The organism is Natronosalvus halobius (assembly GCF_024138145.1).
GTDB classification, from domain to species: Archaea; Halobacteriota; Halobacteria; order Halobacteriales; family Natrialbaceae; genus Natronosalvus; species Natronosalvus halobius.
Genome location: NZ_CP099997.1, coordinates 1,709,703 through 1,730,648, shown reverse-complemented (window position 1 = coordinate 1,730,648; position 20,946 = coordinate 1,709,703). Strand labels below are relative to the sequence as shown.

Annotated in this window: 24 protein-coding genes; 16 read left to right on the top strand and 8 right to left on the bottom strand. The window is 63.9% G+C overall.

Annotated features, from left to right (window positions below; all coding sequences use genetic code 11):
* Window positions 1–359 precede the first annotated feature (359 nt).
* The 4 genes from NGM15_RS08505 (at window position 360) to NGM15_RS08490 (ending at window position 3,887) form a co-directional block, all read left to right on the top strand.
* The gene (locus tag NGM15_RS08505; RefSeq protein WP_253437859.1) at window positions 360–1,553 is read left to right on the top strand and encodes a DUF7544 domain-containing protein; all 1,194 of its coding nucleotides are present in this window, start codon (window positions 360–362) and stop codon (window positions 1,551–1,553) included.
* Window positions 1,554–1,618: 65 nt separating this feature from the next.
* Complete coding sequence (locus tag NGM15_RS08500; protein WP_253437856.1) at window positions 1,619–2,761, top strand: acyl-CoA dehydrogenase family protein; 1,143 nt, start codon at window positions 1,619–1,621, stop codon at window positions 2,759–2,761.
* 596 nt (window positions 2,762–3,357) lie between these two features.
* Entirely contained in the window at window positions 3,358–3,606 is a 249-nt protein-coding gene (locus NGM15_RS08495; protein WP_253437853.1) for a hypothetical protein, read from the top strand.
* Window positions 3,603–3,887 carry a MarR family transcriptional regulator gene (locus NGM15_RS08490; protein ID WP_253437852.1) on the top strand — a complete coding sequence of 95 codons (285 nt, stop codon included), beginning with the start codon at window positions 3,603–3,605 and terminating at the stop codon, window positions 3,885–3,887. The genes NGM15_RS08495 and NGM15_RS08490 overlap by 4 nt, the downstream gene beginning before the upstream one ends.
* Window positions 3,888–4,016: 129 nt before the next feature.
* Here the strand turns inward: NGM15_RS08490 and NGM15_RS08485 are convergent, their stop codons facing one another.
* From NGM15_RS08485 to NGM15_RS08475, 3 genes are all read right to left on the bottom strand, one after another.
* Window positions 4,017–5,054 (bottom strand): DUF5787 family protein, encoded by a 1,038-nt coding sequence (locus NGM15_RS08485; protein ID WP_253437849.1) that lies wholly within the window; start codon window positions 5,052–5,054, stop codon window positions 4,017–4,019.
* A 45-nt stretch (window positions 5,055–5,099) separates the two neighbouring features.
* Complete coding sequence (locus tag NGM15_RS08480; protein ID WP_253437846.1) at window positions 5,100–5,738, bottom strand: DUF4013 domain-containing protein; 639 nt, start codon at window positions 5,736–5,738, stop codon at window positions 5,100–5,102.
* Window positions 5,739–6,106: 368 nt separating this feature from the next.
* Complete coding sequence (locus NGM15_RS08475) at window positions 6,107–6,544, bottom strand: bis(5'-nucleosyl)-tetraphosphatase (RefSeq protein WP_253437843.1); 438 nt, start codon at window positions 6,542–6,544, stop codon at window positions 6,107–6,109.
* Between the two features lie 110 nt (window positions 6,545–6,654).
* Here NGM15_RS08475 and NGM15_RS08470 point away from each other — a divergent pair, with 110 nt between their 5' ends.
* The 5 genes from NGM15_RS08470 to NGM15_RS08450 all read left to right on the top strand — a co-directional run bounded on the left by NGM15_RS08470 (window position 6,655) and on the right by NGM15_RS08450 (window position 9,926).
* On the top strand, window positions 6,655–6,993 hold the full coding sequence (locus NGM15_RS08470; RefSeq protein ID WP_253437987.1) for an uS10/mL48 family ribosomal protein: 339 nt from the start codon (window positions 6,655–6,657) through the stop codon (window positions 6,991–6,993).
* Window positions 6,994–7,127: 134 nt separating this feature from the next.
* Entirely contained in the window at window positions 7,128–8,399 is a 1,272-nt protein-coding gene (locus tag NGM15_RS08465; protein ID WP_253437840.1) for an amidohydrolase, read from the top strand.
* A gap of 74 nt (window positions 8,400–8,473) precedes the next feature.
* On the top strand, window positions 8,474–8,767 hold the full coding sequence (locus tag NGM15_RS08460; protein ID WP_253437837.1) for a winged helix-turn-helix domain-containing protein: 294 nt from the start codon (window positions 8,474–8,476) through the stop codon (window positions 8,765–8,767).
* A gap of 61 nt (window positions 8,768–8,828) precedes the next feature.
* Window positions 8,829–9,131, top strand: coding sequence for a DUF8036 family membrane protein (locus tag NGM15_RS08455; protein ID WP_253437834.1), 303 nt, complete (start codon window positions 8,829–8,831; stop codon window positions 9,129–9,131).
* Between the two features lie 123 nt (window positions 9,132–9,254).
* On the top strand, window positions 9,255–9,926 hold the full coding sequence (locus NGM15_RS08450; RefSeq protein ID WP_253437831.1) for a COG4315 family predicted lipoprotein: 672 nt from the start codon (window positions 9,255–9,257) through the stop codon (window positions 9,924–9,926).
* Between the two features lie 254 nt (window positions 9,927–10,180).
* Here the strand turns inward: NGM15_RS08450 and NGM15_RS08445 are convergent, their stop codons facing one another.
* Together NGM15_RS08445 and NGM15_RS08440 are read right to left on the bottom strand one after the other, a co-directional pair.
* Window positions 10,181–10,654, bottom strand: coding sequence for a hypothetical protein (locus NGM15_RS08445; protein WP_253437828.1), 474 nt, complete (start codon window positions 10,652–10,654; stop codon window positions 10,181–10,183).
* A 217-nt stretch (window positions 10,655–10,871) separates the two neighbouring features.
* Window positions 10,872–12,278 carry a geranylgeranyl reductase family protein gene (locus tag NGM15_RS08440; protein WP_253437825.1) on the bottom strand — a complete coding sequence of 469 codons (1,407 nt, stop codon included), beginning with the start codon at window positions 12,276–12,278 and terminating at the stop codon, window positions 10,872–10,874.
* A gap of 134 nt (window positions 12,279–12,412) precedes the next feature.
* Here NGM15_RS08440 and NGM15_RS08435 point away from each other — a divergent pair, with 134 nt between their 5' ends.
* On the top strand, window positions 12,413–12,754 hold the full coding sequence (locus NGM15_RS08435) for a 2Fe-2S iron-sulfur cluster-binding protein (RefSeq protein WP_253437823.1): 342 nt from the start codon (window positions 12,413–12,415) through the stop codon (window positions 12,752–12,754).
* Between the two features lie 326 nt (window positions 12,755–13,080).
* Here the strand turns inward: NGM15_RS08435 and ftsZ are convergent, their stop codons facing one another.
* Window positions 13,081–14,226, bottom strand: coding sequence for a cell division protein FtsZ (ftsZ, locus tag NGM15_RS08430; protein ID WP_253437820.1), 1,146 nt, complete (start codon window positions 14,224–14,226; stop codon window positions 13,081–13,083).
* A gap of 136 nt (window positions 14,227–14,362) precedes the next feature.
* On the bottom strand, window positions 14,363–15,724 hold the full coding sequence (locus tag NGM15_RS08425; protein ID WP_253437817.1) for a D-aminoacyl-tRNA deacylase: 1,362 nt from the start codon (window positions 15,722–15,724) through the stop codon (window positions 14,363–14,365).
* A gap of 204 nt (window positions 15,725–15,928) precedes the next feature.
* Here NGM15_RS08425 and NGM15_RS08420 point away from each other — a divergent pair, with 204 nt between their 5' ends.
* Entirely contained in the window at window positions 15,929–16,150 is a 222-nt protein-coding gene (locus tag NGM15_RS08420; protein ID WP_253437814.1) for a hypothetical protein, read from the top strand.
* A 123-nt stretch (window positions 16,151–16,273) separates the two neighbouring features.
* Here NGM15_RS08420 and NGM15_RS08415 read toward each other — a convergent pair whose 3' ends face one another.
* The gene (locus NGM15_RS08415; RefSeq protein ID WP_253437811.1) at window positions 16,274–16,447 is read right to left on the bottom strand and encodes a hypothetical protein; all 174 of its coding nucleotides are present in this window, start codon (window positions 16,445–16,447) and stop codon (window positions 16,274–16,276) included.
* A gap of 107 nt (window positions 16,448–16,554) precedes the next feature.
* Between NGM15_RS08415 and NGM15_RS08410 the strand changes: the two genes are divergently transcribed.
* From NGM15_RS08410 to NGM15_RS08390, 5 genes are all read left to right on the top strand, one after another.
* The gene (locus NGM15_RS08410; RefSeq protein ID WP_253437808.1) at window positions 16,555–17,538 is read left to right on the top strand and encodes a ribose 1,5-bisphosphate isomerase; all 984 of its coding nucleotides are present in this window, start codon (window positions 16,555–16,557) and stop codon (window positions 17,536–17,538) included.
* 68 nt (window positions 17,539–17,606) lie between these two features.
* Window positions 17,607–18,437 carry a DUF63 family protein gene (locus NGM15_RS08405; RefSeq protein WP_253437805.1) on the top strand — a complete coding sequence of 277 codons (831 nt, stop codon included), beginning with the start codon at window positions 17,607–17,609 and terminating at the stop codon, window positions 18,435–18,437.
* A 131-nt stretch (window positions 18,438–18,568) separates the two neighbouring features.
* Window positions 18,569–19,456 carry an ATP-dependent ribose-1-phosphate kinase gene (locus tag NGM15_RS08400; RefSeq protein ID WP_253437803.1) on the top strand — a complete coding sequence of 296 codons (888 nt, stop codon included), beginning with the start codon at window positions 18,569–18,571 and terminating at the stop codon, window positions 19,454–19,456.
* A 126-nt stretch (window positions 19,457–19,582) separates the two neighbouring features.
* On the top strand, window positions 19,583–19,909 hold the full coding sequence (locus tag NGM15_RS08395) for a HalOD1 output domain-containing protein (protein ID WP_253437800.1): 327 nt from the start codon (window positions 19,583–19,585) through the stop codon (window positions 19,907–19,909).
* Between the two features lie 301 nt (window positions 19,910–20,210).
* Window positions 20,211–20,939, top strand: a complete 729-nt coding sequence (locus NGM15_RS08390) for a guanosine phosphorylase (protein ID WP_253437798.1) — start codon at window positions 20,211–20,213, stop codon at window positions 20,937–20,939.
* Window positions 20,940–20,946: the final 7 nt, after the last annotated feature.

The window sequence follows — 20,946 nt, the reverse complement described above, 5'->3', positions numbered from 1 at the left end:
GCTTCGGCGATCGTGAAGGCTTCCTGGACCAGAGGGGTCATTGCCGGATCCGGGCGGTCGGTGTCCGCGGTCCGACCCCGCACCTCGGTGCCGTCCTCTCCACCGAGATCGGGATCGAGAGCCGATTCGTCGGTAGTACCCGGAGATCGCTCGAGGCGAAGATGGCTAACACGGTGACCGGCTCGGGCGAGCCGAGTGTCGACTCATTTGGATTGAGGACCGAAACGACGCCGACGTGATCGTGATGGGGCGAACACACGTCCCCTGTCGGGCCCCGTCCTCAGTTCGCTGTGAGACCGGATTTCCTCGCCTCGATGACGGCACTATTTTACAGTCCCAACACGTAGCTCCAGAAAACCATGTACGCAATCGACGATCTCGGCGATGCGATCGACGTCACACGAAACCGACTGACGCCGATCGACGCCAGCACGTGGCTCAAACTGGCGCTCGTCCTGTTTTTCATCGGTGGGGCTACCTTCGGTGGACCGGGAGCACCCTCGACCGGCACGGACACCGCGCCAGAGGGGGCGACCGAAATCGACTCCTTCGCGGATCTCGAGGCCGAATACGAGTCCCAAGTCAGCGACGGTCCCCCGTTCGAAACGGTGCTGTACGCCGTCGCCGCCCTCGTCGTCGCCTTGCTAATCCTCTGGCTCCTCTACGTGCTCGTCGGATCTATCATGGAGTTCGTCTTCATCGAATCGCTCCGAACGGACGCCGTCCAGGTCAGGCGGTACACACGGAGCCACCTCGGGGACGGCCTGCGGCTGTTCGGCTTTCGACTCGCCTTGCTGCTCGCGGTACTCGTTCCCCTCCTCGTCCCGATCTGGTTCGTGGTGGCGAGCGCGACCGAGTTCTCGGCGGGACTCGCCGCCCTCGGCGCCCTGTACGTCTTCGGCGCGATCGTCCTGGGGCTCGCGTACGCGCTCGTCAATCGCTTCACCACGATCTTCGTCACCCAGATCATGGTACTCGAGGACCGCGGGGTGCTTGCCTCCTGGAGCCGGTTCCTGCCGACGCTCCGCTCGAACCTGGCGGAGTACGCGGTCTACGTGATCCTGGTGTGGATCTTGCAGCTCGTGGTGAGCTTCGGCTACGGGATCCTGGCTGCCATCGTCGCCGTGGTCGTCGCGATTCCGTTCGTGATCGTGGGGGCAATCTTCGTCGTCGTCGGCGGCCCGGCTCTCTACCTCGCGGCCGTCGTCGCCGTCGTCGGCCTCCTCTGTATCTTCCTGGCTACGCTCGTGCTTCGCGTTCCCATCGACTCGTACTTCCGGTACTACGGCTTCCTCCTGCTCGGTGACACGAGCCCGGACCTCGATCTGATCCCCGAGCGCCGGAGCGCGGTTCGGGCGGGCGGACCGGTTGGCCCCGGCTCCGGGTCGAGTGGCGGACCCGACGGCGACGACTGGAACGACTCGGGTTCGTGGGACGACGATGCCGACGACGGCTGGCGGTTCGACAGCGAAAGTGAGGACGACACCGGGCGGCTCGACAGCGGACGTGACGACGACGAGGACCAGGACCAGGACCGCGACCGCGGCTGGTAACCCACGACGTCCGCCGACCAACTGGTCTTCGGAGCGTTTATTTCACCGGTCGGCAAGTATTGCGCATGGAGTTCGATCTGCCCGACGAGCACCGGATGATCCGGGACACCGTCCGGGAGTTTTGCGAAGAGGAAATCGAGCCGATCGCCCAGGAGATCGAGGACGAACACCGCTTCCCCGAGGAAATCTTCGCCCAACTCGGCGAACTCGACGTGATGGGCGTCCCCATCTCCGAGGAGTACGGCGGACTCGGCGGCGACACGCTAATGTACGCCGTGGTCGCCGAAGAGCTCGGCCGGGTGTCGGGCTCGATCGCGCTCTCCTACGTCGCACACACCTCGCTCGCCTCGAAACCGCTCGAGCTGTTCGGTACCGAGGAACAGAAAGAGCGCTGGCTTCGCCCGCTCGCGGAGGGCGAGTACCTCGGTGGCTGGGCGCTCACCGAGCCCGGCAGCGGCTCCGACGCGTCGGATATGGACACTCGAGCCGTGAAAGAGGGCGACGAGTGGGTGCTCAACGGCACCAAACAGTTCATCACGAACGCGAGCGTCGCGGGTTCGGTGCTCGTGAAGGCCGTGACGGACCCCGGGGCGGGCTACGACGGCATCTCGACGTTCATCGTCGACCCCGAGGCGGACGACGGTTTCGAGGTGACGACGGTGTGGGACAAGATGGGGCTCAACGCCTCCCCGACCTGCGAGATCTCCCTCGACGACGTTCGCATCCCCGAGGAGCGCCTCCTCGGCGAGGTCGGCGAGGGCTGGGACCAGACGAAGAAGACCCTCGATGGCGGCCGAATCTCCATCGCGGCCATCTCGACGGGGCTCGCCCAGGGGGCTTACGAACACGCCCACGCGTACAGTAAAGAGCGCGAACAGTTCGGTAAACCGATCTGTAAGTTCGACGCGATCCGGGACAAACTCGTCAACATGCACCGCAAAACCGAGCGTGCCCGACTGTTGACCCACAAGGCCGCCAGTCGGTACGACAACGGGCAATCGGTGACGAAGGAGTCGGCTCTCGCCAAACTCGACGCCAGCGAGGCGGCCCGGAAAGTCGCCGAGGACGCCGTCCAGGTGCTGGGCGGCTACGGCTACACGACTGATTTCGCTCCCCAGCGCTTCTACCGCGACGCGAAACTGATGGAGATCGGTGAGGGCACCAGCGAGATCCAGCACCTCGTGATCGGACGCGAGATCGGGCTGTAGAACACTCGGGCGTCGACGTCGTTCGGTGCCGACGAAATTGTTCTCGATCGGACAGTCGTCCGCCCCGAAAAATCCGTTTCACCAAAGGTAACGATCTATTGTCGAGGTTTGTGGTACGAGGAAGCGAGTCGTCCGTTCACTATTCAGACAGTCTGGTGGATGTGAGACGACCACACGAAACGGAGGCGTATATAAAACCTTCAAATCGACACACGTCGGGGCGTTGAACCGAACTTTCTACTGGACCAACGTCGGGAAATCACCAGACGTGATGGACTTCGTAGCAACCTTCACCGCGAAAATCGGAATATCAGTATAAATAGAATATATAAAAATCTGGACGTGAACTGTTCGTTTCACGACTCGGAATCGGCAGAAGGTGTGGGTCAATGCCGTACACACACTCACCTCTGTGAACGTGCACATCCGTTCAATTTCGCCACGCTGGCCTCCTTTAAGTGAAATTGGTGCTTAACTCGATTTCCCGGAAGGTGAAACAGGGATCATGTATGAATTGTGTAATATGTGGGAATGAGGCAGGGTACAACAGGGCTGCGATCGATCTATACAGCGGCGCGGAAATCGGTCGGCTGTGTATGAACTGCGAAAAAGACGAATTCGGCAAAACGCTTCAGTACGCGAGCCGCCGAGACGGCACTGAGTGCGAACTCTGTCGCCGCGACGGTCAGATCTCCCTCCCGCGATATCTCTCCCAGGTAGAGACCCGGGATCAGTCGCTGGTCTCGACGAGCGTGCTCGAGGACGGCGACGTCCCGTGTCTCTGTGACGAACACTTCCACGAACTGACGCGGACGTCGGATCGTCGGACGGTGGTCGGCCCATGACGATCGCCGTCAGGAAGCAGGGCGAGTGGATGTCGAAGAACGACGAGCGAATACTCGAACTGCTGTGTTCCACCGATCGGTGCCGCCCTCGAGACATCCGAGACGAACTGAACGATTTCGGAATCGCGCTCCGTCTCGACTACGTCGACAAGCGACTCGAGACGCTCGAGGACGCTGGGCTGGTCGCTTCTGACGCATTGCGATTTCGGATCACCGACCGCGGGCGAGCGTACCTCCTCGGGGAGTTCGACGCGACGTCGGTCCGTTCGCCACAGCTGTAGTGCGTCGACCGAAACCACGTTCTGAGCCGGCACCGGTTGCACTCCTCGAGTCGCGAGTCTCGAGTCGCGAACAGCGACACTAATTCGTCCAACTCGAGGACAATCCGCATCCAGGCCACACACGACGGCTCACAGCCCCGGGCGCCGCCGTCGTCGCCGCTCCTGGAGCAGCGCCTTTGCTCGTTTGCCGGGACCGCCCTCGATGGGCCAGCCGCGGGTCCGCCACGCGGGCGGTTCGGGTTCGACGTGGGAACAGCGACTGCTACACTCCGCGGCCGTCTGACAGCGCCCCTTCGCCGCACACCACGGCAGGAGCTGACCCGCCGACCGTAACTCGAAGTGCCGGCAATCGGAACGCATCGTGTCGACGAACGCCCGCCAGCCGCGTTCGTACGCGCGCTCGGCGATTTCGAGCCGTTTTCGCGCCTTGGCTTCGGGATCGACGTACTCGAACTGTGCTGGCGACGCGTCTCGCGGGCCACCCGTCGGTCGTTCGAGGATGCGCGTTCCCGGCCCGTCGACGTCGAGGCGCCGGGGATACCACGCGACCTCGCTCTCGAGCGAGTCGGGATCGAGCGTCAGGATGCCCGCCTCGACCGGCAGGCGCTCGAGCAGGGCGGGTTCGATCGGTTCGCCCGTCTTCCGAGTGGCCACCCACACCTCGTCGGCCAGCGCCATCGCTACGTCGTACTCGAGTTGTGGGCGCAGGGCGCGTGCGGCGCTCGCGTCGAGGTCGGGTTTGTTCTCGATGGCGACGATCCGTTGGACCCACTCGCGGTAGGGCCACGTGCGTCGGATCTCGATGCGGTTGCCGTTCCGGCGCGTCTCGAGAACGCCGCGGTCGTCGGCCTCGTGGATCGATTCGCGGACGTAGCGCCAGGGATAGCCGGGGTCGGGGAGGCAGTCGCGGTAGTAGGTCCACTCCTCGGGCGCGTTTCGGAGGACGTGGAGCAGATCCCCGTCGAGGCGTTTCTCGCCGAACTTCGCGCGGTGGCGGAGCGCGTCGGGGTCGCACTCGAGGACGATAGTATCCCAGCGGCGCCGCTTCGTGCCGAGTTGCCGGGCGACCAGGACGGCGCCGTCGGTTATCGCGTCGAGTGGCCACTCTCGTTCAGCCCACCGACAACATCGAAGCTCGAACCGGAATTCGCTATCGGCCGATGTCACGGCCTGTGTACGAACGGCTGTGAAAAAAGCGTTCCCGTCGTCCGATCAGTGGGCCGATACAGTGGCGTTCGCTGCACGTCCTCCTGTCTGACTCGTGTTCGCGAACGCGACACCGTACATTCGGAAGACCGCGACGTACGTGTAGAAGTACAGGAACGGCACTAAGAGCAGCCCGATGAGGGTAATGGCCAGGAATCCGGCTACGATGTTCACCAGGATAGCGAGTACGACCGGCATCAGCATCGCCACGAGATAGTCGACACTCAGAACGACGGGTTTGATCGCTCCGATGTCGAACGCTGCGCCCAACGAATTGTTGACGGCGTAGTTCGTCAGCGCTGCCGGGACGATGTAGAGGATCAGGAACATGAGGGGGATGTACATGAGCAAAGTCATGAATCCCATTCCGGCGAGCAGGCCACCGCCATCTCCACCGATTGCACTGCCAGCACCGATGAGCGTGAACACGATGAACGTATAGACGACTGTCGGGACGATCGCGTATGCGAACCCGATAACCGTTGCGACGATACCTTTCACGAAGAGTCCTCCCCAGTCGGTAAACTCGGGTGGCTGCTCGGCGCCCGAAACGGTCGTCTCGAGCACGCGTACGAGATATCCCATCAGGAAGAACACGGGGATAAACAGGAACGAGAGGAACCCGAGAACCGTCCCGATAATCATTCGTCCGATCCAGTCACCGCGTACGGGGTACGATAAGCCATCTTCGAACATTGTACGACCCTGTCAAAGAACTCATACGTTATCCGTGTTTGGGCCGATTGTGTGCGACGGTCTACGTTCACACCACACACGCACACGAGGAGCGAACGAATTCGGTCGGCATAGTACCAGAAGAGGGTACGTTGGCACGAATGAAGGGTATGCCGCCACGAATGAAGGGTATGCCGCCACGAATGAGATGAACGCCATCACGGGAATCTGAATCTCCGGACGAAATAGTGAAGCGTCTCTCGAGAGCCTAGGTTCGGCCACCGGTTGTGGCCACCTCTCGTGACTCTATCTGCGGTGACGGACCAACGGTTCGGTCGCTAGATCTCGCCGTCTTCCTCGAGATCGTCGAGGTAAACGTGGGCCTGCTCGAGGATCTCACGGGGCCCGTCCTGGGTGACCGTGTTGACCGCCTGCTCGTAGTCACGCCACTGGAGGTCCCGGTGTTCCCTCGAGAGTTCCGCACTCGCTTCGAACGACTTCGCGACGAAGAGGTGGACGGTCTTGTGGATCGTCTTCCCGTTCGCCTCGAAGACGTAGTCGTAGTCCTCGCGGAACCCGTCGAGTAGTCTGAACTGTTCGATACCTGCCTCTTCCTTGATTTCGCGGATCGCCGTCTGCTGTAGCTCTTCCTCTCCCTCGACACCGCCCTTTGGAAACTCCCAGTCGCCCGGGCGGCTCTTGAGTAGAAGATACTCGCGCCGGCCCCGCGTGTCGCGGAAGAGGATCGCGCCTGCGCTCGTAGCTTCGACTGCCATTGCCAGAAATAGCAGGCCGGACGTTAAGAGAATATCGGACTGTTCGTCTCCGGTGAACGCGACTCAGCACCTTTTTCTGTCCCCGTCGTGGAGTAGTGCACAATACGACTATGACCTTCGTCACCCGTCTCAAACTCCAGAGTGGGGACCGGGCCGCCCTGGACGGCATCGTCGAGGACATCAAGGCGACCGCCGAGAAGAAAGGGGCCGCGCTGAAGGGACCACACTCCCATCCGCCGGAAAAGTACACTGTTCCACAGCACCGTCGACTCCACGCCGACGACGACCGGCGCTTTTCTGCGTGGACCTACACCGTCTTCACCCGCGAACTCGAGATTCACGGCCACGACAACCTCGCCCGGAACATCGCCTCGCAGAATTTCCCCGATTCAGTTCACATCGAGGCCGAAGTCGAGCAGGTCCGGGGCGTCGGTCAGGGCCGGAACTGAGCGCCATCTTCGCCGGTTCCGATTTGCGATTGTAGCCGTCACGGTCTCGTCTTCGTTCTCGTCGTCGCGGTTCTGACGCACACGCACATCGCCGCGTTCATCAATCCTTTTACCGTCCCCGAGAAGAGGGTCGTATGCACGACGACGAACTCGTCTCGCTCCGCCGAGACCTCCACCGAAAACCCGAACCCGCCTGGCGGGAATTTTACACCACCGCGCGAATTGTCGAGGCCCTCGAGAGCCTCAAGGCCGACCTCGACCTGTACGTGGGACCCGAAGCCATCAATGGCGACCACCGCCTGGCGCTGCCCGAGGACGGCGAGATCGACGCCTGGTACGAACAGGCCAGCGAGTACGACGTCGACCCCGACGTACTGGCATCGCTCGAGGGCGGCTACACGGGCGCCGTCGCAGTCCTCGAGCAGGGTGAGGGTCCGACGGTCGGCCTCCGAGTCGACATCGACGGCCTCCCACGAATCGAAGCCGACGGCGAGGATCACGAACCCGCGGCCGACGGCTTCCGGTCCGAACACGAGGCCATGCACGCCTGCGGGCACGACGCCCACGCGACGATCGGTATCGGCGTCATCGACGCCGTCGCCGAGAGCGACTTTCAGGGCACGTTGAAAGTATTCTTCCAGCCCGCAGAGGAGGTCATTGGTGGCGGGAAGGCGATGGCCAAGAGCGACCACCTCGCGGACGTCGACTATCTACTGGCAATGCACGTCGGCCTCGACCACCCAACTGGCGAAATCGTCGCCGGCATCGACGGCTTCCTCGCCGTTTCCCACGTCGAGGCGACGTTCCACGGCGAACCGGCCCATGCGGGCGCTCGTCCGGAAGAAGGGCGCAACGCGAACCAAGCGCTCGCGACGGCGGTCCAGAACCTGTACGCGATCCCGCGTCACTCCGACGGGGAGACGCGGGTCAACGCCGGCGTCATCGAAGGTGGCTCCGCGGCGAACATCATCGCCGAGGAGGCCCGCCTGGTCGCGGAGGTGCGTGGCGAGACGACCGAACTCATGGAGTACATGCGCGAGAAGGCCACGCGGGTACTCAGGTCCGCAGCCGAGATGCACGACTGCGACCTCGAGATCGAACTCGGTGCCGAAGCGCCGAGCGCGACGAGCGACGCGGAGCTGGCCGACCTCGTTGCAGAGGTGGCGGGCGCGACCGGCGGCGTCGAACGGGTCCTCGAGCGCGATAAACTCGGCGGGAGCGAGGACGCCACCTTCCTGATGCGGGAGGTCCAGCAGAACGGCGGGCTGGCGTGTTACGTCGGTGTCGGCACGGATCACCCCGGCGGCCACCACACGTCGACGTTCGACGTGGACGAGGCGAGTCTGTACCACGGTGTCCACGTCCTGGCGGGGACGATCGAGCGGGTGAGTCTCGAGCGACCCTGAGCCGATCAGTAGAGGCGAGGCGAGGACTCCAGCGACCAGCGACTTTACAATCCTCCTGTGAGAACGGAAGGCAGATGGACGACGTTCTGTGGTACGTCCTCGCAAGCTCTCGCGGGGGTCCGACGCGCGTCAGGATCCTCAGGGCGCTCGAGGAGCGGCCGCGGAACGCCAACCAGCTCGCGACCGACCTCGAGTTCGACTACACGACGATTCGCCATCACCTGAACGTCCTGATGGAGAACAACGTCGTCCGCCGAACTGACGACGACTACGCGGCCGTCTACCTGTTCACCGAACAGGTGCGGTCGAACTGGGACACCGTCGAAACTGTTCTCGAGGCGGTCGATCCGGACTCGGAGGCGAGGTAATCGTAATCATGGATCAATTTTGGACAACACGGATAACCGTCGACTGGAAAGGTGGGGATAGATGAGCGCCCTGTTCACGATCGCCTGGGTCGCCGCGGCGGTGAACGTCGTGCTACTGGCGGCTCTGGGCTGGGTCTGGGTGCAGGGCTACCGGCGACACGGCGCGAGCCACACCCTCGGGTTGCTCGTGTTCGCGTCGTTGCTCCTCGTCCAGAACGGGGTCTGGCTGTACTTCTACCGGCTCCACGAGGGGTACATCGGGTGGTTCGTCAACGCCGGCGTCGACGTCCAGGTCGGGATGGTGCTCCTCTGTGGCCTCGAGACGGTCGCCCTGGCCTTCCTCGTTCGCATTACGTGGTCCTGACGAGGTATTTGGACACGAGGTCGTGACGGGGTGTTTTGGCGCGAGGCGTGATGAGACGATTGGGGACGAATTTTGGACGGACTTCGGAAAACCCTCATCTACCATATCGGCGTCGGTAGTGGTATGTCGATACCACGACGAACAGTCCTGCTCGCCGTCGGCTCGAGCGTCGCCATCGCTGGCTGTCTCGGCGACGATGAATCGGACGAAGACCCGTCCGACGACGGAATCGAAGATTCGACGGACGACGGGACGCAGACGGACGATAGTGACGGTTCGGGTGACGAGGATAGCGAAAGCGAGAACGAAAACGAGACCGACAACGAAGGCGGTTCCGGCGCGACGGTTCGAGTTCGATCCCATCCCGACCTCGGCGACATCCTCGTCGGGCCGGAGGGGCTGACGCTGTACAACTTCGACCAGGACACCCAGGACGAGATGGCGAGCACCTGTTACGAGGGTTGTGCCGAGGCGTGGCCGCCGCTGACGGTCGAGGGGGAGCCCACCACCGGCGACGGCGTCTCCGCGACGCTGACCACGTTCGAGCGGGACGACGGGGAAACACAGGTGGCTACAGACGGGTGGCCGCTGTACTACTTCGCTTCGGACGAGGAACCGGGCGACGTGAACGGTCAGGGCGTCAACGACGTCTGGTGGGTCCTCGCACCCGACGGAACGCCGGTGCGGCCGGATGACGACGGTGACTCTGACGGCGATACCTCGAATGGTACGGATGACACGGATGACTCGGATGGCGACGATAGCGAGGATGACGATAACGGAGTCGGTTACTGACGATGCGTGAACCTTGCCTCCTGAGCCGTCGGTTGGAAGAAACACACCTCGACGTTCGACATCGACGAGGAGAGTCTGGGTCACGGCATGGACTACTAGCGGGCGGAATCGAAGAGATCAAACTCGAGCAGCCCCGCGTCGTTGCTCGATCTGATCGCCTAAACGTCTATACCCTGCTCGAGAACGGCTACGTCACCGAGAACTGCTGCGTCATCCAACGCGGACAATCACGGCGTGTCTGCGTTACGGTAAACTCACTCGAATTGCTCGCGAGTCGTCTCCCACCCGGTACCGCTTTCGGTTGCTACGACGGCGTCTGGAAACGGCCCGTCGACAGTAATCGTGGCTCGGTAGGTAATCAGTTGGTCGATTTCTTCACATTCATCGCTCCCGTCGTGCTTTCGGGAGACGCGAAATTGTAATTCCTGCTCTTCGGCATCGTAGGTCGCGTCGTCGTACGTCGCTTCGTAGCACGCGCTCCCAATTGAATACTGCCCCTGGACGTAGATTTCTCCCGCTTCTCGTTCGTAGCTTACCGACGGTGAATCAGTTGCTTCCGCTGGAACGTTGACGTTCGTCTCGAACTTTGTCCCAGTGATTACCGTTTCATCCTCGGTTTCGTCGTTGTCGTTACTGGTTCCGTCAGCGGTGGGGATATTGCCGAGGCAGCCAGCGACAAGCGTGCCGAGACCGCTTCCAACACCAGCGAGTAGCTTCCGTCGGTACATACATACGGCATATGACAAGGGATATGAATACTTTGTGTAGATTCAAACTCCTATTTCACGTTAATGTATTCCTGAAATATGGTGGGTGTGAAGAGAACACGAGTAGAGAAACGGCAACGCTAATGGCTGAGAACGGCCGTTAGTACCGTATCAATCGTTATCGACAGTTGTAATCGTCCGGTAAAAATCTACGATTGTGGCCTGTGGACCCTGCTGATCAGTACTTGGGATCCGCACCTGTCGTCTCGTACACCGTCTTCATCAGGTCGTCGCGCTGGCGTTGCCAGTTCGGGAGCGCGTCGGGTCTCGAGGGATACCCCTCGTACTGCTCGAGCACCTCGTCCGCCCGCCGTTTCGTCCGGTAGAGGTTCAGGATCGTCCCCCAGTGGCCGCGGCTCTTGACCAGTGCCTCGAGTTTGAGTTTCATGCCGATGTCCGTACTCCCCGAGTAGAGCGCCTCGGCGAGCTTGTCGCCAGGCATGGCTGCGAGCAGGCCCATGAGGTCGTCGACGTCGACGGCCGTCGAGAGGATGTTGTAGACGTCGAGGGCGGCGTAGCGGGCGCCGTAATGGTCCATCACGCGCTCGTTGTACGCCCAGAGGGCGTGTTCGCTGACGTCGCCGTCCTCGATCGCCTCGACGGCCTGCTCGCCGGCGTACTTCCCGGCGTAGGCGGCGCCCGCGATGCCGCCGCCGGTCGTGGGGTTGACGTGGCCAGCGGCGTCGCCCACGGCCATAAAGCCGGGGTGCACCGCGGAGTCGTAGGGTCGCCGGGTGGGCAGGGCGGCCCCCAGTTTGTCCTCGACGCGGGCCCCGGCGAACTCCGGTCGGTCCCGGAGGTCACGCTTGAGGTCCTCGACGAGTTTCATCGGCTGTTCGGTCATCTGGAAGCCCAGGCCGGCGTTGATCTCGGTGTCCGTCCGCGGGAAGTACCAGAGGTAGCCCGCGGCACGCTCGGTCGGCTTGAACACGAGGGCGTCGTTCCACTCGACTGGCTCCTCGACGTGGACGATCTCGCGATAGGCCGAACAGAACTGCGAGTAGGTGACGTTGGTGTCGAACGTCGAGTCCGAGAAGTCGACCTTGTCCTGGAGGAGTGAGAGCGACCCGGCGCCGTCGATCACGATGTCGGCCTCGTACGTGTAGGGCTCGCCGCGGGACATCGCCCGGACGCCCGTGACCCGCCCGTCGTCCGCCTGGATCACGTCCTGGACGACGGTGTCGTAGTGGAACGTCGCGCCCGCGTTCTTCGCCCCTTCGATGACCCGACGTCCGTACTCCCAGCGGTCGACGACCGCGAGTTCACCGGGGACCGGAATTTCGAGGACGGTGTCCTCCTGTGGAATCTCGAAGCGACCGTGGGTGACGTCGGTGTTGGTGAACGCCGGCTCGAGCTGGGACTTGGGAATCGCCTCGGGGAACGCGTCCGCGCCCTTCAATGCGTCGCCGCAGGCGATGTGTCCGGCTTCCTTCCTGGACTTTCGCTCGAGAACGACGACCTCGTAGCCCGCCTTCGCGACGGTTGCGGCGGCGTAACACCCTGCCGTGCCGGCGCCGACGACGACCACGTCCGGCGACTGCTCGCGCTGGCCCGTCGTCGCGGCCGACTGCTCCATGCTGCTCATAACTCGACTCTCCACACTGGGGTAAGAAAACGTTTTTCGTGCGCCGGCGACCGCATCGCCGCCCCAGATTCTGTCGGAGCAAAGACGACAGAGAGGGATAAAGAGTTTTAGTACGGTCTTTCGTACCGGCCAGTATGACCGAGTACACCGTCGAATTCGTCGGCACGGGCGAGACGATCACCTGCGCTGACACGCAGACGATTCTCAGTCGCTGTCTCGAGGAAGGGATTGCCCAGGAGTACTCCTGCCGCGTCGGGATGTGCCTGGCGTGCTCGGCGGAGATCCTCGAGGGCGAGGTCACCCAGCCGGCGGCCCGCGGGTTGACCGAGGAGGAGGCGGAAAACTACGCGCTGACCTGTATGGCGCGACCCCAGTCGGATCTGAAACTCGATCGGGGAACGTACCCGCCGAGCATCGAATCGGACGTGGACGTTGACGACGATGCGGACGCTGGATCGGCGACCGCGGATGACTAAAGGCAGAGTGACGGCACTGCCTTCCGGGGAATGGGGAGTCTAATTCTGGGTTCTGGGTTTGATTTTTGATTTTTGAATTCCGGGTTCCGGATTCCGGTTTGCAGGTTCCGGGTTCCGGATTCCGGTTTGCAGGTTCCGGGTTCCGGATTCCGGTTTGCAGGTTCCGGGTTCCGGGCTCCGGGTTTCATGCTCTGGGCTCTGGATTCTGGGATCTATCGATAGTCGGAACTCGCTAGTGTTGGCTGTACGAGGTAAGTATAGAGTTCAGGAGTCGACGCGAGAACGGTAAGTCAGCCGAATACCGATGAGTGTTCAGCGTAGACCGATCAGTCGACGAAGTCGATGTCGTCGCCCTGTGGCTGGACGGCCTCGCCGTCCGGGCGGCCGTAGATCTGTGGCGATTCGACGCCGGTGACGACGATCATGGTTCGCATCGAACCCTCGAGGGTCTCGTCGATCGAGGTCCCCCAGATGATGCGGGCGTCGGGGTCGATCCGGTCGTAAATCTCTTCGACGACGCCCTCGGCCTCCTCGATGGACATGTCGTTGCCACCAGTGACGTTGACGAGCGCGGAGTTCGCGCCGGAGATGTCGACGTCGAGCAGGGGCGAGCGGAGGGCGGTCTTCACGGAGTCTTCGGCTTTCGCCTCGGAGTCGGACTCCCCGAGGCCAATCATGGCGACGCCACCGCGTTCCATCACGGTGCGAACGTCGGCGAAGTCGAGGTTGACCAGGCCCGGTTTGGTGATGAGTTCGGTGATACCCTTGACGGAGCGCATCAGGACCTCGTCGCTGACCTTGAACGCCTGGCGGACGGGGAGTTTGCCGACCGAGTCCAGGAGGCGGTCGTTCGGGACGACGATGACGGTGTCGGAGACGTCCCGCAGGCGCTCGAGGCCAGCCTCGGCGTTGGTCCGTCGAACCTCGCCCTCCGCGGTGAAGGGCGTCGTGACGATCGAAATGGTCAGTGCGCCGGACTCGCGGGCTGCCTTCGCGACCACAGGGGCGGAGCCGGTACCGGTGCCGCCGCCGAGGCCGGCGGTGACGAACACCATGTCGGCGCCGTCGATAGCGTCGTAGATGTCCTGCTGGCTCTCCAGGGCAGCCTCCTCGCCGACCTGCGGGAGCGAGCCGGCGCCGCGCCCGGACGTTTTCTGCTCGCCCATGAGGATCTTGGTGTCGGCGTCGATCTCGACGAGGTGCTGGACGTCGGTGTTGGCGGCGACCAGTTTCGCCCCGTGGATGCCCTCCTCGTTCATCCGATCGACGGTGTTGCCGCCCGCACCGCCACAGCCGACGACCGTGATGTTCGTCTGGAGGTCGTCGAGTACGTCGAGCAGTTCGTCGTCGGTCATCGTCCCGGAGTTCGCGCCAGCGTCGGCCCCGCCCTCGTGGGGTTCCTCGGCCCCGGGGACGCCCTCGGCGGCGTCCTCCTCGGCCTCGTCGATGGCATTTTCGACAATTGAGTCCATTCTTGCTCCGTTCTAGAAGATGGAGTATTATTATCTTTCCCCCATGCGTCAGTCAGACGTCAGACATAGTAATTCGTTCTTACATATAATTGAGTTGTCACTGGCGCACCGGCCGAAGGAACCCCGTAACTGATCGTTACTCCTCTCCCTCAAGACGATTCCACGGGAACGATTTGCTCCGTTCTCGAGAGACGTCCTCGGCCCGGACGGTCGTCCCGTCGACGGTCACGTCCTCACCTGCGGACAGTCGTCCGAACTTCGGGCCCTCCGGGACGCCCGCTTCGCGAGCGAGCGCCGGATCGAAGGCGACCTCGCAGACGACCACTGCTCGCTCGCGGACGTCGACGGTCTCGTAGCGGTCCTCGAGTACCGCAGCGGCCGTGCGAACGATGGACTCGAGCGGGCCCTCACCATCGGTGGAGGTAGCGGGAAAGGCGGCTCGTCCCCCGACTCGGCTCCCGCCGTTTCGCGTCTCGAACGCGACCGCGGTGGACTCGAGACTCGTTCGAACGGCCCCGGCGTCGACGGCTTCCGCGGCCTCGAGCAGTTCCGTGGGCAGGTCGACGACCGCGAAGTCGTCCGCTCGATGGGACCCGAAGCGAACGCCGTCGTCGACGGCTCCCAGTCTGGACTCGACCGCGTCGACGAGTTCCAAGGGTCGGTCGCCGACTTCGCGAAGCCAGGTTTCGCTCACGACGCGGTAGCCGATGTCCTCGATCGTGTCCTCGAGGTCAGGCCACTCGCCGTCGACGACGGCGTAGTCGGCGTTGCTCGCGTCGAACGCCGCCTGGATAACCTCGCGGTGGTCGGCCGGGTCGCTCATCGCCTCGAGCGCCCAGTCGGCGGCGACGTGGCCGACGGCCCATGGCGTCTCCCGGACGATCCGTTCGAACCGGGGGACGTAGTGGTTGCCGCCGAAGCCGACGAAGGTCCGTCGCCGGTGCGGCGCGACGTCCCGCAACTCGAGAATCGCCCTCGCGACGGCGCGCGCACCCTCGGGGTCGTCCCACTGTGCGTCGTCGCTCCCCAGTTCCGCGAACAGCGAGGGACAGCCGACATCGGTCGGCCCGTGGTGGGTACACTCGAGGCCGGTGTCGTACCCCTCGGGCGCGTGGTGGTCGAACGCCTCGAGGATCGCGGAGAGAGCATTCGGAGCCGCCTCGGCGACGGCGTTCGGGTCGCCGCCGAACTCCGCGGGCCCGAAGTTGCCGGTGGAGTGGGCCGTCAGCAACGGGCCGGTGTTCCCGGAGTGGCGCGAGGCGAAGACGAGCAGGTCGGGTTCGGGGTCGGCGTCGAAGGCCTCGACAGGGCGCTCGAGGTCCAGGTGGAGGGCGTCGAACGACCGCAACTCGGCGCCGTCGGTGCGATAGTAGGTGCCGCCGCCCTCGGCGTCGGGCGTCTCCGGGTCGACGCGTTTCTCCCAGTCGGCGAGTTCGAGGAGGTGCCGACAGACGTGGCTCGAGGCGCGGTCGGCGTGGCTCTCGACGATGGCGATCACGGTGAGGCGTCGGTGGCGGGGAACTGAATAGGCTCCGTTTTCGAACCGTCGATCTCGTATGCGAACCGAGCGTGCCGTCGGCAGCTTGGAGCCGGTTCGTCGGTCAGAAATGACGACTGCAAACGAGATGGCTGCGAGTGAATCGGTCGAGAACGTATATCAGTTTCACAACACATTTTGCCCCAGAGTACCCGTATCGTCAGTATGAACGCCGTGACCCGCCTCTACAGGCGCACCGACGAGTGGGCCAAGGGACTCTCTCGAGTGCGGCACGCAGCGTTACTGGGTACGTCGGCAGGCGTCGGCGTTCTCACGGTTGGCCTTCTGTTGAGCGGCGACCTTCCCCTCGTTCAGGCTCTCACGATGGGACTCGTGATGTTCTCCCTGGAGTGTGCGTTTGGGGCGTTCCAGACGACCGAGGAGTGACGGAAGACGGATCTGTGACGGAGCGATTCACAAATCGGTCCAGGCGGATCGAGTCTCAACGACTCCGAGTCGGCGGTGACGGCGTCGGCGTGAGGGCAGCACCGAGCCGTCTGTGGGACCGACTCAGCGCTCGAGGTCGACGGTCAGGTCGGTCGCGATCCAGCCGTCGGTGTTGTTCCACTCGGTGAAAACGGCTTTGCCGGGGCGGGTCTCGTGACAGGTCACCAGGCAGTCGGCGTCCGCGTCGTCGGAGCGCTCGAGCGAGCGCCCGTCGTCGCGCTGTACGGGAACGTCCATTAGCAGGTGTTAGGCGAGCCTAAACCTATATAGGTTTTGGTCCGCCTAAGACGACAGCGGACGACCACGCCCGCGGACTTTTGGCCTCGGCCGACGAACGTCGACCCATGAGCAACGAGACGCCCGACGTCGCCCCCGTCGTCGAGGAGACCGCCACCGACATCGCCGACATGGAGGTTCGCGGCGCGGCGACCATCGCCGACGCCGCGGCGGCCGCCCTCGCCGCCCAGGCCGAGCGCTCCGAGGCGGACTCGCCGGAAGCGTTCCGCGAGGAACTCGAGGCGGCGGCCTCGGCGCTGTACGAGACGCGACCGACCGCGGTGAGCCTGCCCAACGCCCTGCGGTACGTCCTCCGTGGCGTGGAGGGCGAGACCGTCGAGACCATGCGCGAGTCGACGGTCGCCCGCGCCGAGGCCTTCCAGGAGGACCTCGAGCGGGCCCAGGAGACCCTCGGCGAGGTCGGTGCGAACCGGCTTCGCGACGGCGACGTCGTCATGACCCACTGTCACTCGACGGACGCGCTCGCCTGCGTCGAGGCGGCCATCGAGGACGGCAAGCACATCGAGGCGATCGTCAAGGAGACCCGGCCACGCCTCCAGGGGCACATCACCGCGAGCGAATTGCGCTCGATGGGCGTCCCCGTCACGCTGGTCGTCGACAACGCCGCCAGGCGGTACCTGGACGAGGCCGACCACGTGCTCGTGGGCGCCGACAGCATCGCCGCCGATGGCAGCGTCATCAACAAGATCGGTACCAGCGGCCTGGCCGTCAACGCTCGCGAGCGCGGCGTGCCGGTGATGGTCGCCGCCCAGTCGATCAAACTCCACCCCGACACGATGACGGGCCACACCGTCGAGATCGAGATGCGTGATGAACGGGAGGTGCTCGAGGAGACGGCCTACGCGGACGTCGCGGCCGATGGCGACGTTCCCGACGACGGCCTGACTGTCGAGAACCCAGCGTTCGACGTGACCCCGCCTCGCCACGTCGACGCCATCGTCACTGAACACGGACAGTACCCGCCCGAGAGCATCGTGATGCTCATGCGCGACCTCTTCGGCGAGACGACGACCGATCCCTGGGCGGTCTGAGGGCGCGCTACGGCCGAACGTCGTCGATAACCGGAAATTGTTTCACGCTGGTCTGTCCCAGTAGTGCTATGGTAGTACCCGAGGGTTTCGTCTTGCCGCCGTGGTACGTGGTGGTGCCGCTGGCGGTGGTGCTTCTGGGAACCGTGGCGCTCCTGTGGGTGCTGGCGCCGCCGGTGACCGACGAGACGGTGATGGCATTCGTCCCGTGGATGATGCTGGGGTCGACGCTGTACGTCCTGTACCAGCTCGAGCAGTTTCCGTCGAGCCTCGAGGCGCTGTTCAGCGCGCCGACGGTGTACGTGACGACGGCGGCCGTCGCCGGGCTAACCTGGATCGCCGGCAGTTTTCTGTACGCCGCCGGCCTGCAACGATCGATCGAACGCTTCGTCGGCATCGTCGGGACCGGCTTCGCCGTCGTTTTCGCCACGTTCACCGTCCTGATTGGCTGGCAGATGGGGACCTTCGAACCCTTCTGGCCGGTGATCACCGTCGTCGTCACCGGCGTCGTCGCCGCAATCGCCTGGGTGGCCCTCAGCCTCTGGCGAACCGACGTCGCGGCCGTGACGGGAGTGACCGGCGCGCTGGTCGTCTTCTCTCACGCGCTCGACGGCGTCTCGACGGCCATCGGCTACGACATCCTCGGCGTCCGCGAGGACGTACCCGCCTCGGCGTTCATCCTGGAGGTGGGTGAGATGCTCCCGACGGCAGGGTACATCGGCGGTGGCTGGCTGTTCGTCCTCGTGAAGGTCGTCCTCGCGCTGATCATCGTCTCGCTGTTCGAGGAGTACGTCCGTGAGGAGCCGCGACAGGCCCGGATCGTCCTCGGGTTGATCGCAGCCGTCGGGCTCGGTCCCGGCGTCCACAACATCCTCCTGTTTACGGTGGGTGTAGGGGCGTGAGATCGGGTTGGCTCAAGTAGTGTGAAGAGCCCGACGAACACCCGAGTATCGCGAAAACCCACCGACTGCTCGCACATCGAGAGGAGACGACAACGTTTTTTGACCGGCTCTCGTCTCTCCGCCATCGTCGAATGGTCACCGTACTCACCGCCGGCCACGTCAACTGGGACGTCACCCTCCGCGTCGACCGCTTCCCCGAACCCGACGGCGAGGCCGCCATCCGCTCGCAACGCCAGTCCGGCGGCGGAAGTGCCGCGAACGTCGCCGCCGCGCTCGCCACCCTCGAGGTCGAGGCCGGGCTCGTCGGAAGCGTTGGCGACGACGACAACGGCCTCCTGGCCAGGCGCGAACTCGAGGCCGCGGGCGTCGACCTCGACGGCGTTCGGATCATCGAGGGCGCCGACACCGCGGTCAAGTACATCCTGGTCGACGACGACGGCGAGGTGGCCGTCCTCGGGAACGACGGGGTCAACGAGGCCGTTCGTCCGTCCGATCTGGACCCGGACCGCATCGAGTGCGTCGATCACGTCCACCTGACGAGCCAGCGCCCCGATACGGCCGGGCGCCTGGCCCGTCTCGCCAGCGACGCCGGCGTGACCGTCAGCACCGACCCCGGTCGACGGCTGGCCGAGCGCGACTACGACGAGGCGCTAGCCCACGCGGACGTGATCTTCGCGAACGATCGGGAGGTCGAGTCGATGATCGAGGAGACCTACCCCACGTCGGACTTCAGCGACCGCATCCTGGTCGTCAAGTACGGCGGCGACGGAGCCGAAGTCCACACTCCTGGAGGGTCGATTCACCATCCTGGATTCGACATCGAAGCCGTCGACACGACGGGTGCCGGCGACGCGTTCGCGGCTGGCTTCCTCGCGATGTACCTCCAGACCGAGGATGTCGAACGGATTCTCGAGTTCGCGAACGCCTGCGGTGCGCTCGCGGCGAGCGTCGAGGGAGCACGGTGTGCGCCGACGGTTGGTGCTGTCGAGGAGGTTCTCGACGGCGCCCGCACTCGCTGATTTCGTGCCACTTCTTACCACGTTCTTCGCTACCAAACTATTGCAGCCAGTGGTGTCTGACGGTACCTATATGGCGCTGGTCGTTGGCAAGTCGACTAGCGTCACGGAGACGTATACCTGATAGACATGAACGAACGAACAGCAGGGGCCGTTCGCTCCAGGGGGACTGGGGCACGACACCACGTCCGGTACGAGCGGGACGACGCCGAACCGCTGAGCGTCGCCACGGCGTCCGCAATCGCGATGTACAGAGGTGAAGAGGTACTTTCGTCGTCGACACAACTGTACGAGTACGTCGACCCGGAGGCACTCGACGCACTGTTCGCCGACAGGCACGACGGCACGCCTCGTGAAGCGGGCCGGATCACGATCGACCTCCCCGACGGGTTGGTCGTCATCACGCCGACGTGTATTCACGTGACGGCTGACGACGAACCGCAGGAGATCTCGTAACCACGTCAACGCTTATGGCTCAACGCCCAGGGGAACACTGGGCGACGAATCGCATCGGCGATACGACGAGCAGCGACAGCGAGAAGCAACAGTAAGTAGCCAGCAAGGCAGCAAGGGGGAGCGGTTACTGACGATTCGAACTCGGGCTGCCCGAGCGTCGACGTCGAATGCGGGCACGGTCCTCGAGTCGTCCGTGCTGACGGGCACCGAGGACCGTCGGTGTCGAGTGCGGATCACGAACCGACTGGTTCCCGCCGGACGGAACGCGACCTTTTTGCGGCCGGTCCGAGAATCGTCGTCCATGGCAACCCAACCGCACCTGCTCGTTGACGACGGCGACGTCCACGACATCGCGTTGATTCCAGGCGATCCAGGACGCGTCGACCGCATCGCGAGCCACTGCGACGAATCCGAGACGATCGCTCAGAACCGCGAGTACAAGCTCGTCAACGCCGTCTACGACGGTCGTGAGCTAACCATCTGTTCGACCGGCATCGGTTGTCCCTCGGCTGCCATCGCTCTCGAGGAACTGTCGAACGTCGGCGTCGAGACGTTCGTCCGCGTCGGGACGACCGGGGCCCTCCAGCGAGATATCGAAATCGGCGATATGATCGTCGCGACTGGCGCTGCCAAGAACGAGGGGACGTCGAAGCGCTACGAGGACGTGGAGTACCCGGCCGTTCCGGACTACGAGGTCCTCTCGGCGCTGGTCGACGGGGCAGAAGAAAACGACGAGGACGTCCACGTCGGCCCCATCGCCAGCGACGACGCCTACTACGCCGAGACGGACGAGTACGTCGAGAACTGGGAGGCCGCCGGCCTGCTCTCTGTCGAGATGGAAGCCGCGGCCGTGTTCACCCTCGCGCGCCGCAAAGGCCTCCGCGCCGGCGCCATCTGTACCGTCGACGGAAACCTCGTGAAGGGCACCCAAAAGGGAACCGACACCGAGGACGACGAGCTGCCCGAGAAGGCGAAGAACAACGTCGCTCGCGCGATTGACATCGCGCTCGAGGCGACGACGAACCTGTAGACGAGTC

Excerpts from the sequence above, each read along its gene's own strand:
- NGM15_RS08435 (WP_253437823.1), top strand. The coding sequence starts at position 12,413 with ATGACCGAGTACACCGTCGAATTCGTCGGCACGGGCGAGACGATCACC.
- NGM15_RS08460 (WP_253437837.1), top strand. The coding sequence starts at position 8,474 with ATGGACGACGTTCTGTGGTACGTCCTCGCAAGCTCTCGCGGGGGTCCG.
- NGM15_RS08390 (WP_253437798.1), top strand. The coding sequence starts at position 20,211 with ATGGCAACCCAACCGCACCTGCTCGTTGACGACGGCGACGTCCACGAC.
- NGM15_RS08500 (WP_253437856.1), top strand. The coding sequence starts at position 1,619 with ATGGAGTTCGATCTGCCCGACGAGCACCGGATGATCCGGGACACCGTC.
- NGM15_RS08455 (WP_253437834.1), top strand. The coding sequence starts at position 8,829 with ATGAGCGCCCTGTTCACGATCGCCTGGGTCGCCGCGGCGGTGAACGTC.
- NGM15_RS08490 (WP_253437852.1), top strand. The coding sequence starts at position 3,603 with ATGACGATCGCCGTCAGGAAGCAGGGCGAGTGGATGTCGAAGAACGAC.
- NGM15_RS08480 (WP_253437846.1), bottom strand. The coding sequence starts at position 5,738 with ATGATTATCGGGACGGTTCTCGGGTTCCTCTCGTTCCTGTTTATCCCC.
- NGM15_RS08415 (WP_253437811.1), bottom strand. The coding sequence starts at position 16,447 with ATGGACGTTCCCGTACAGCGCGACGACGGGCGCTCGCTCGAGCGCTCC.
- NGM15_RS08505 (WP_253437859.1), top strand. The coding sequence starts at position 360 with ATGTACGCAATCGACGATCTCGGCGATGCGATCGACGTCACACGAAAC.
- NGM15_RS08400 (WP_253437803.1), top strand. The coding sequence starts at position 18,569 with ATGGTCACCGTACTCACCGCCGGCCACGTCAACTGGGACGTCACCCTC.
- NGM15_RS08475 (WP_253437843.1), bottom strand. The coding sequence starts at position 6,544 with ATGGCAGTCGAAGCTACGAGCGCAGGCGCGATCCTCTTCCGCGACACG.
- NGM15_RS08450 (WP_253437831.1), top strand. The coding sequence starts at position 9,255 with ATGTCGATACCACGACGAACAGTCCTGCTCGCCGTCGGCTCGAGCGTC.
- NGM15_RS08445 (WP_253437828.1), bottom strand. The coding sequence starts at position 10,654 with ATGTACCGACGGAAGCTACTCGCTGGTGTTGGAAGCGGTCTCGGCACG.
- ftsZ (WP_253437820.1), bottom strand. The coding sequence starts at position 14,226 with ATGGACTCAATTGTCGAAAATGCCATCGACGAGGCCGAGGAGGACGCC.
- NGM15_RS08440 (WP_253437825.1), bottom strand. The coding sequence starts at position 12,278 with ATGAGCAGCATGGAGCAGTCGGCCGCGACGACGGGCCAGCGCGAGCAG.
- NGM15_RS08410 (WP_253437808.1), top strand. The coding sequence starts at position 16,555 with ATGAGCAACGAGACGCCCGACGTCGCCCCCGTCGTCGAGGAGACCGCC.
- NGM15_RS08495 (WP_253437853.1), top strand. The coding sequence starts at position 3,358 with ATGAACTGCGAAAAAGACGAATTCGGCAAAACGCTTCAGTACGCGAGC.
- NGM15_RS08470 (WP_253437987.1), top strand. The coding sequence starts at position 6,655 with ATGACCTTCGTCACCCGTCTCAAACTCCAGAGTGGGGACCGGGCCGCC.
- NGM15_RS08405 (WP_253437805.1), top strand. The coding sequence starts at position 17,607 with ATGGTAGTACCCGAGGGTTTCGTCTTGCCGCCGTGGTACGTGGTGGTG.
- NGM15_RS08395 (WP_253437800.1), top strand. The coding sequence starts at position 19,583 with ATGAACGAACGAACAGCAGGGGCCGTTCGCTCCAGGGGGACTGGGGCA.
- NGM15_RS08420 (WP_253437814.1), top strand. The coding sequence starts at position 15,929 with ATGAACGCCGTGACCCGCCTCTACAGGCGCACCGACGAGTGGGCCAAG.
- NGM15_RS08465 (WP_253437840.1), top strand. The coding sequence starts at position 7,128 with ATGCACGACGACGAACTCGTCTCGCTCCGCCGAGACCTCCACCGAAAA.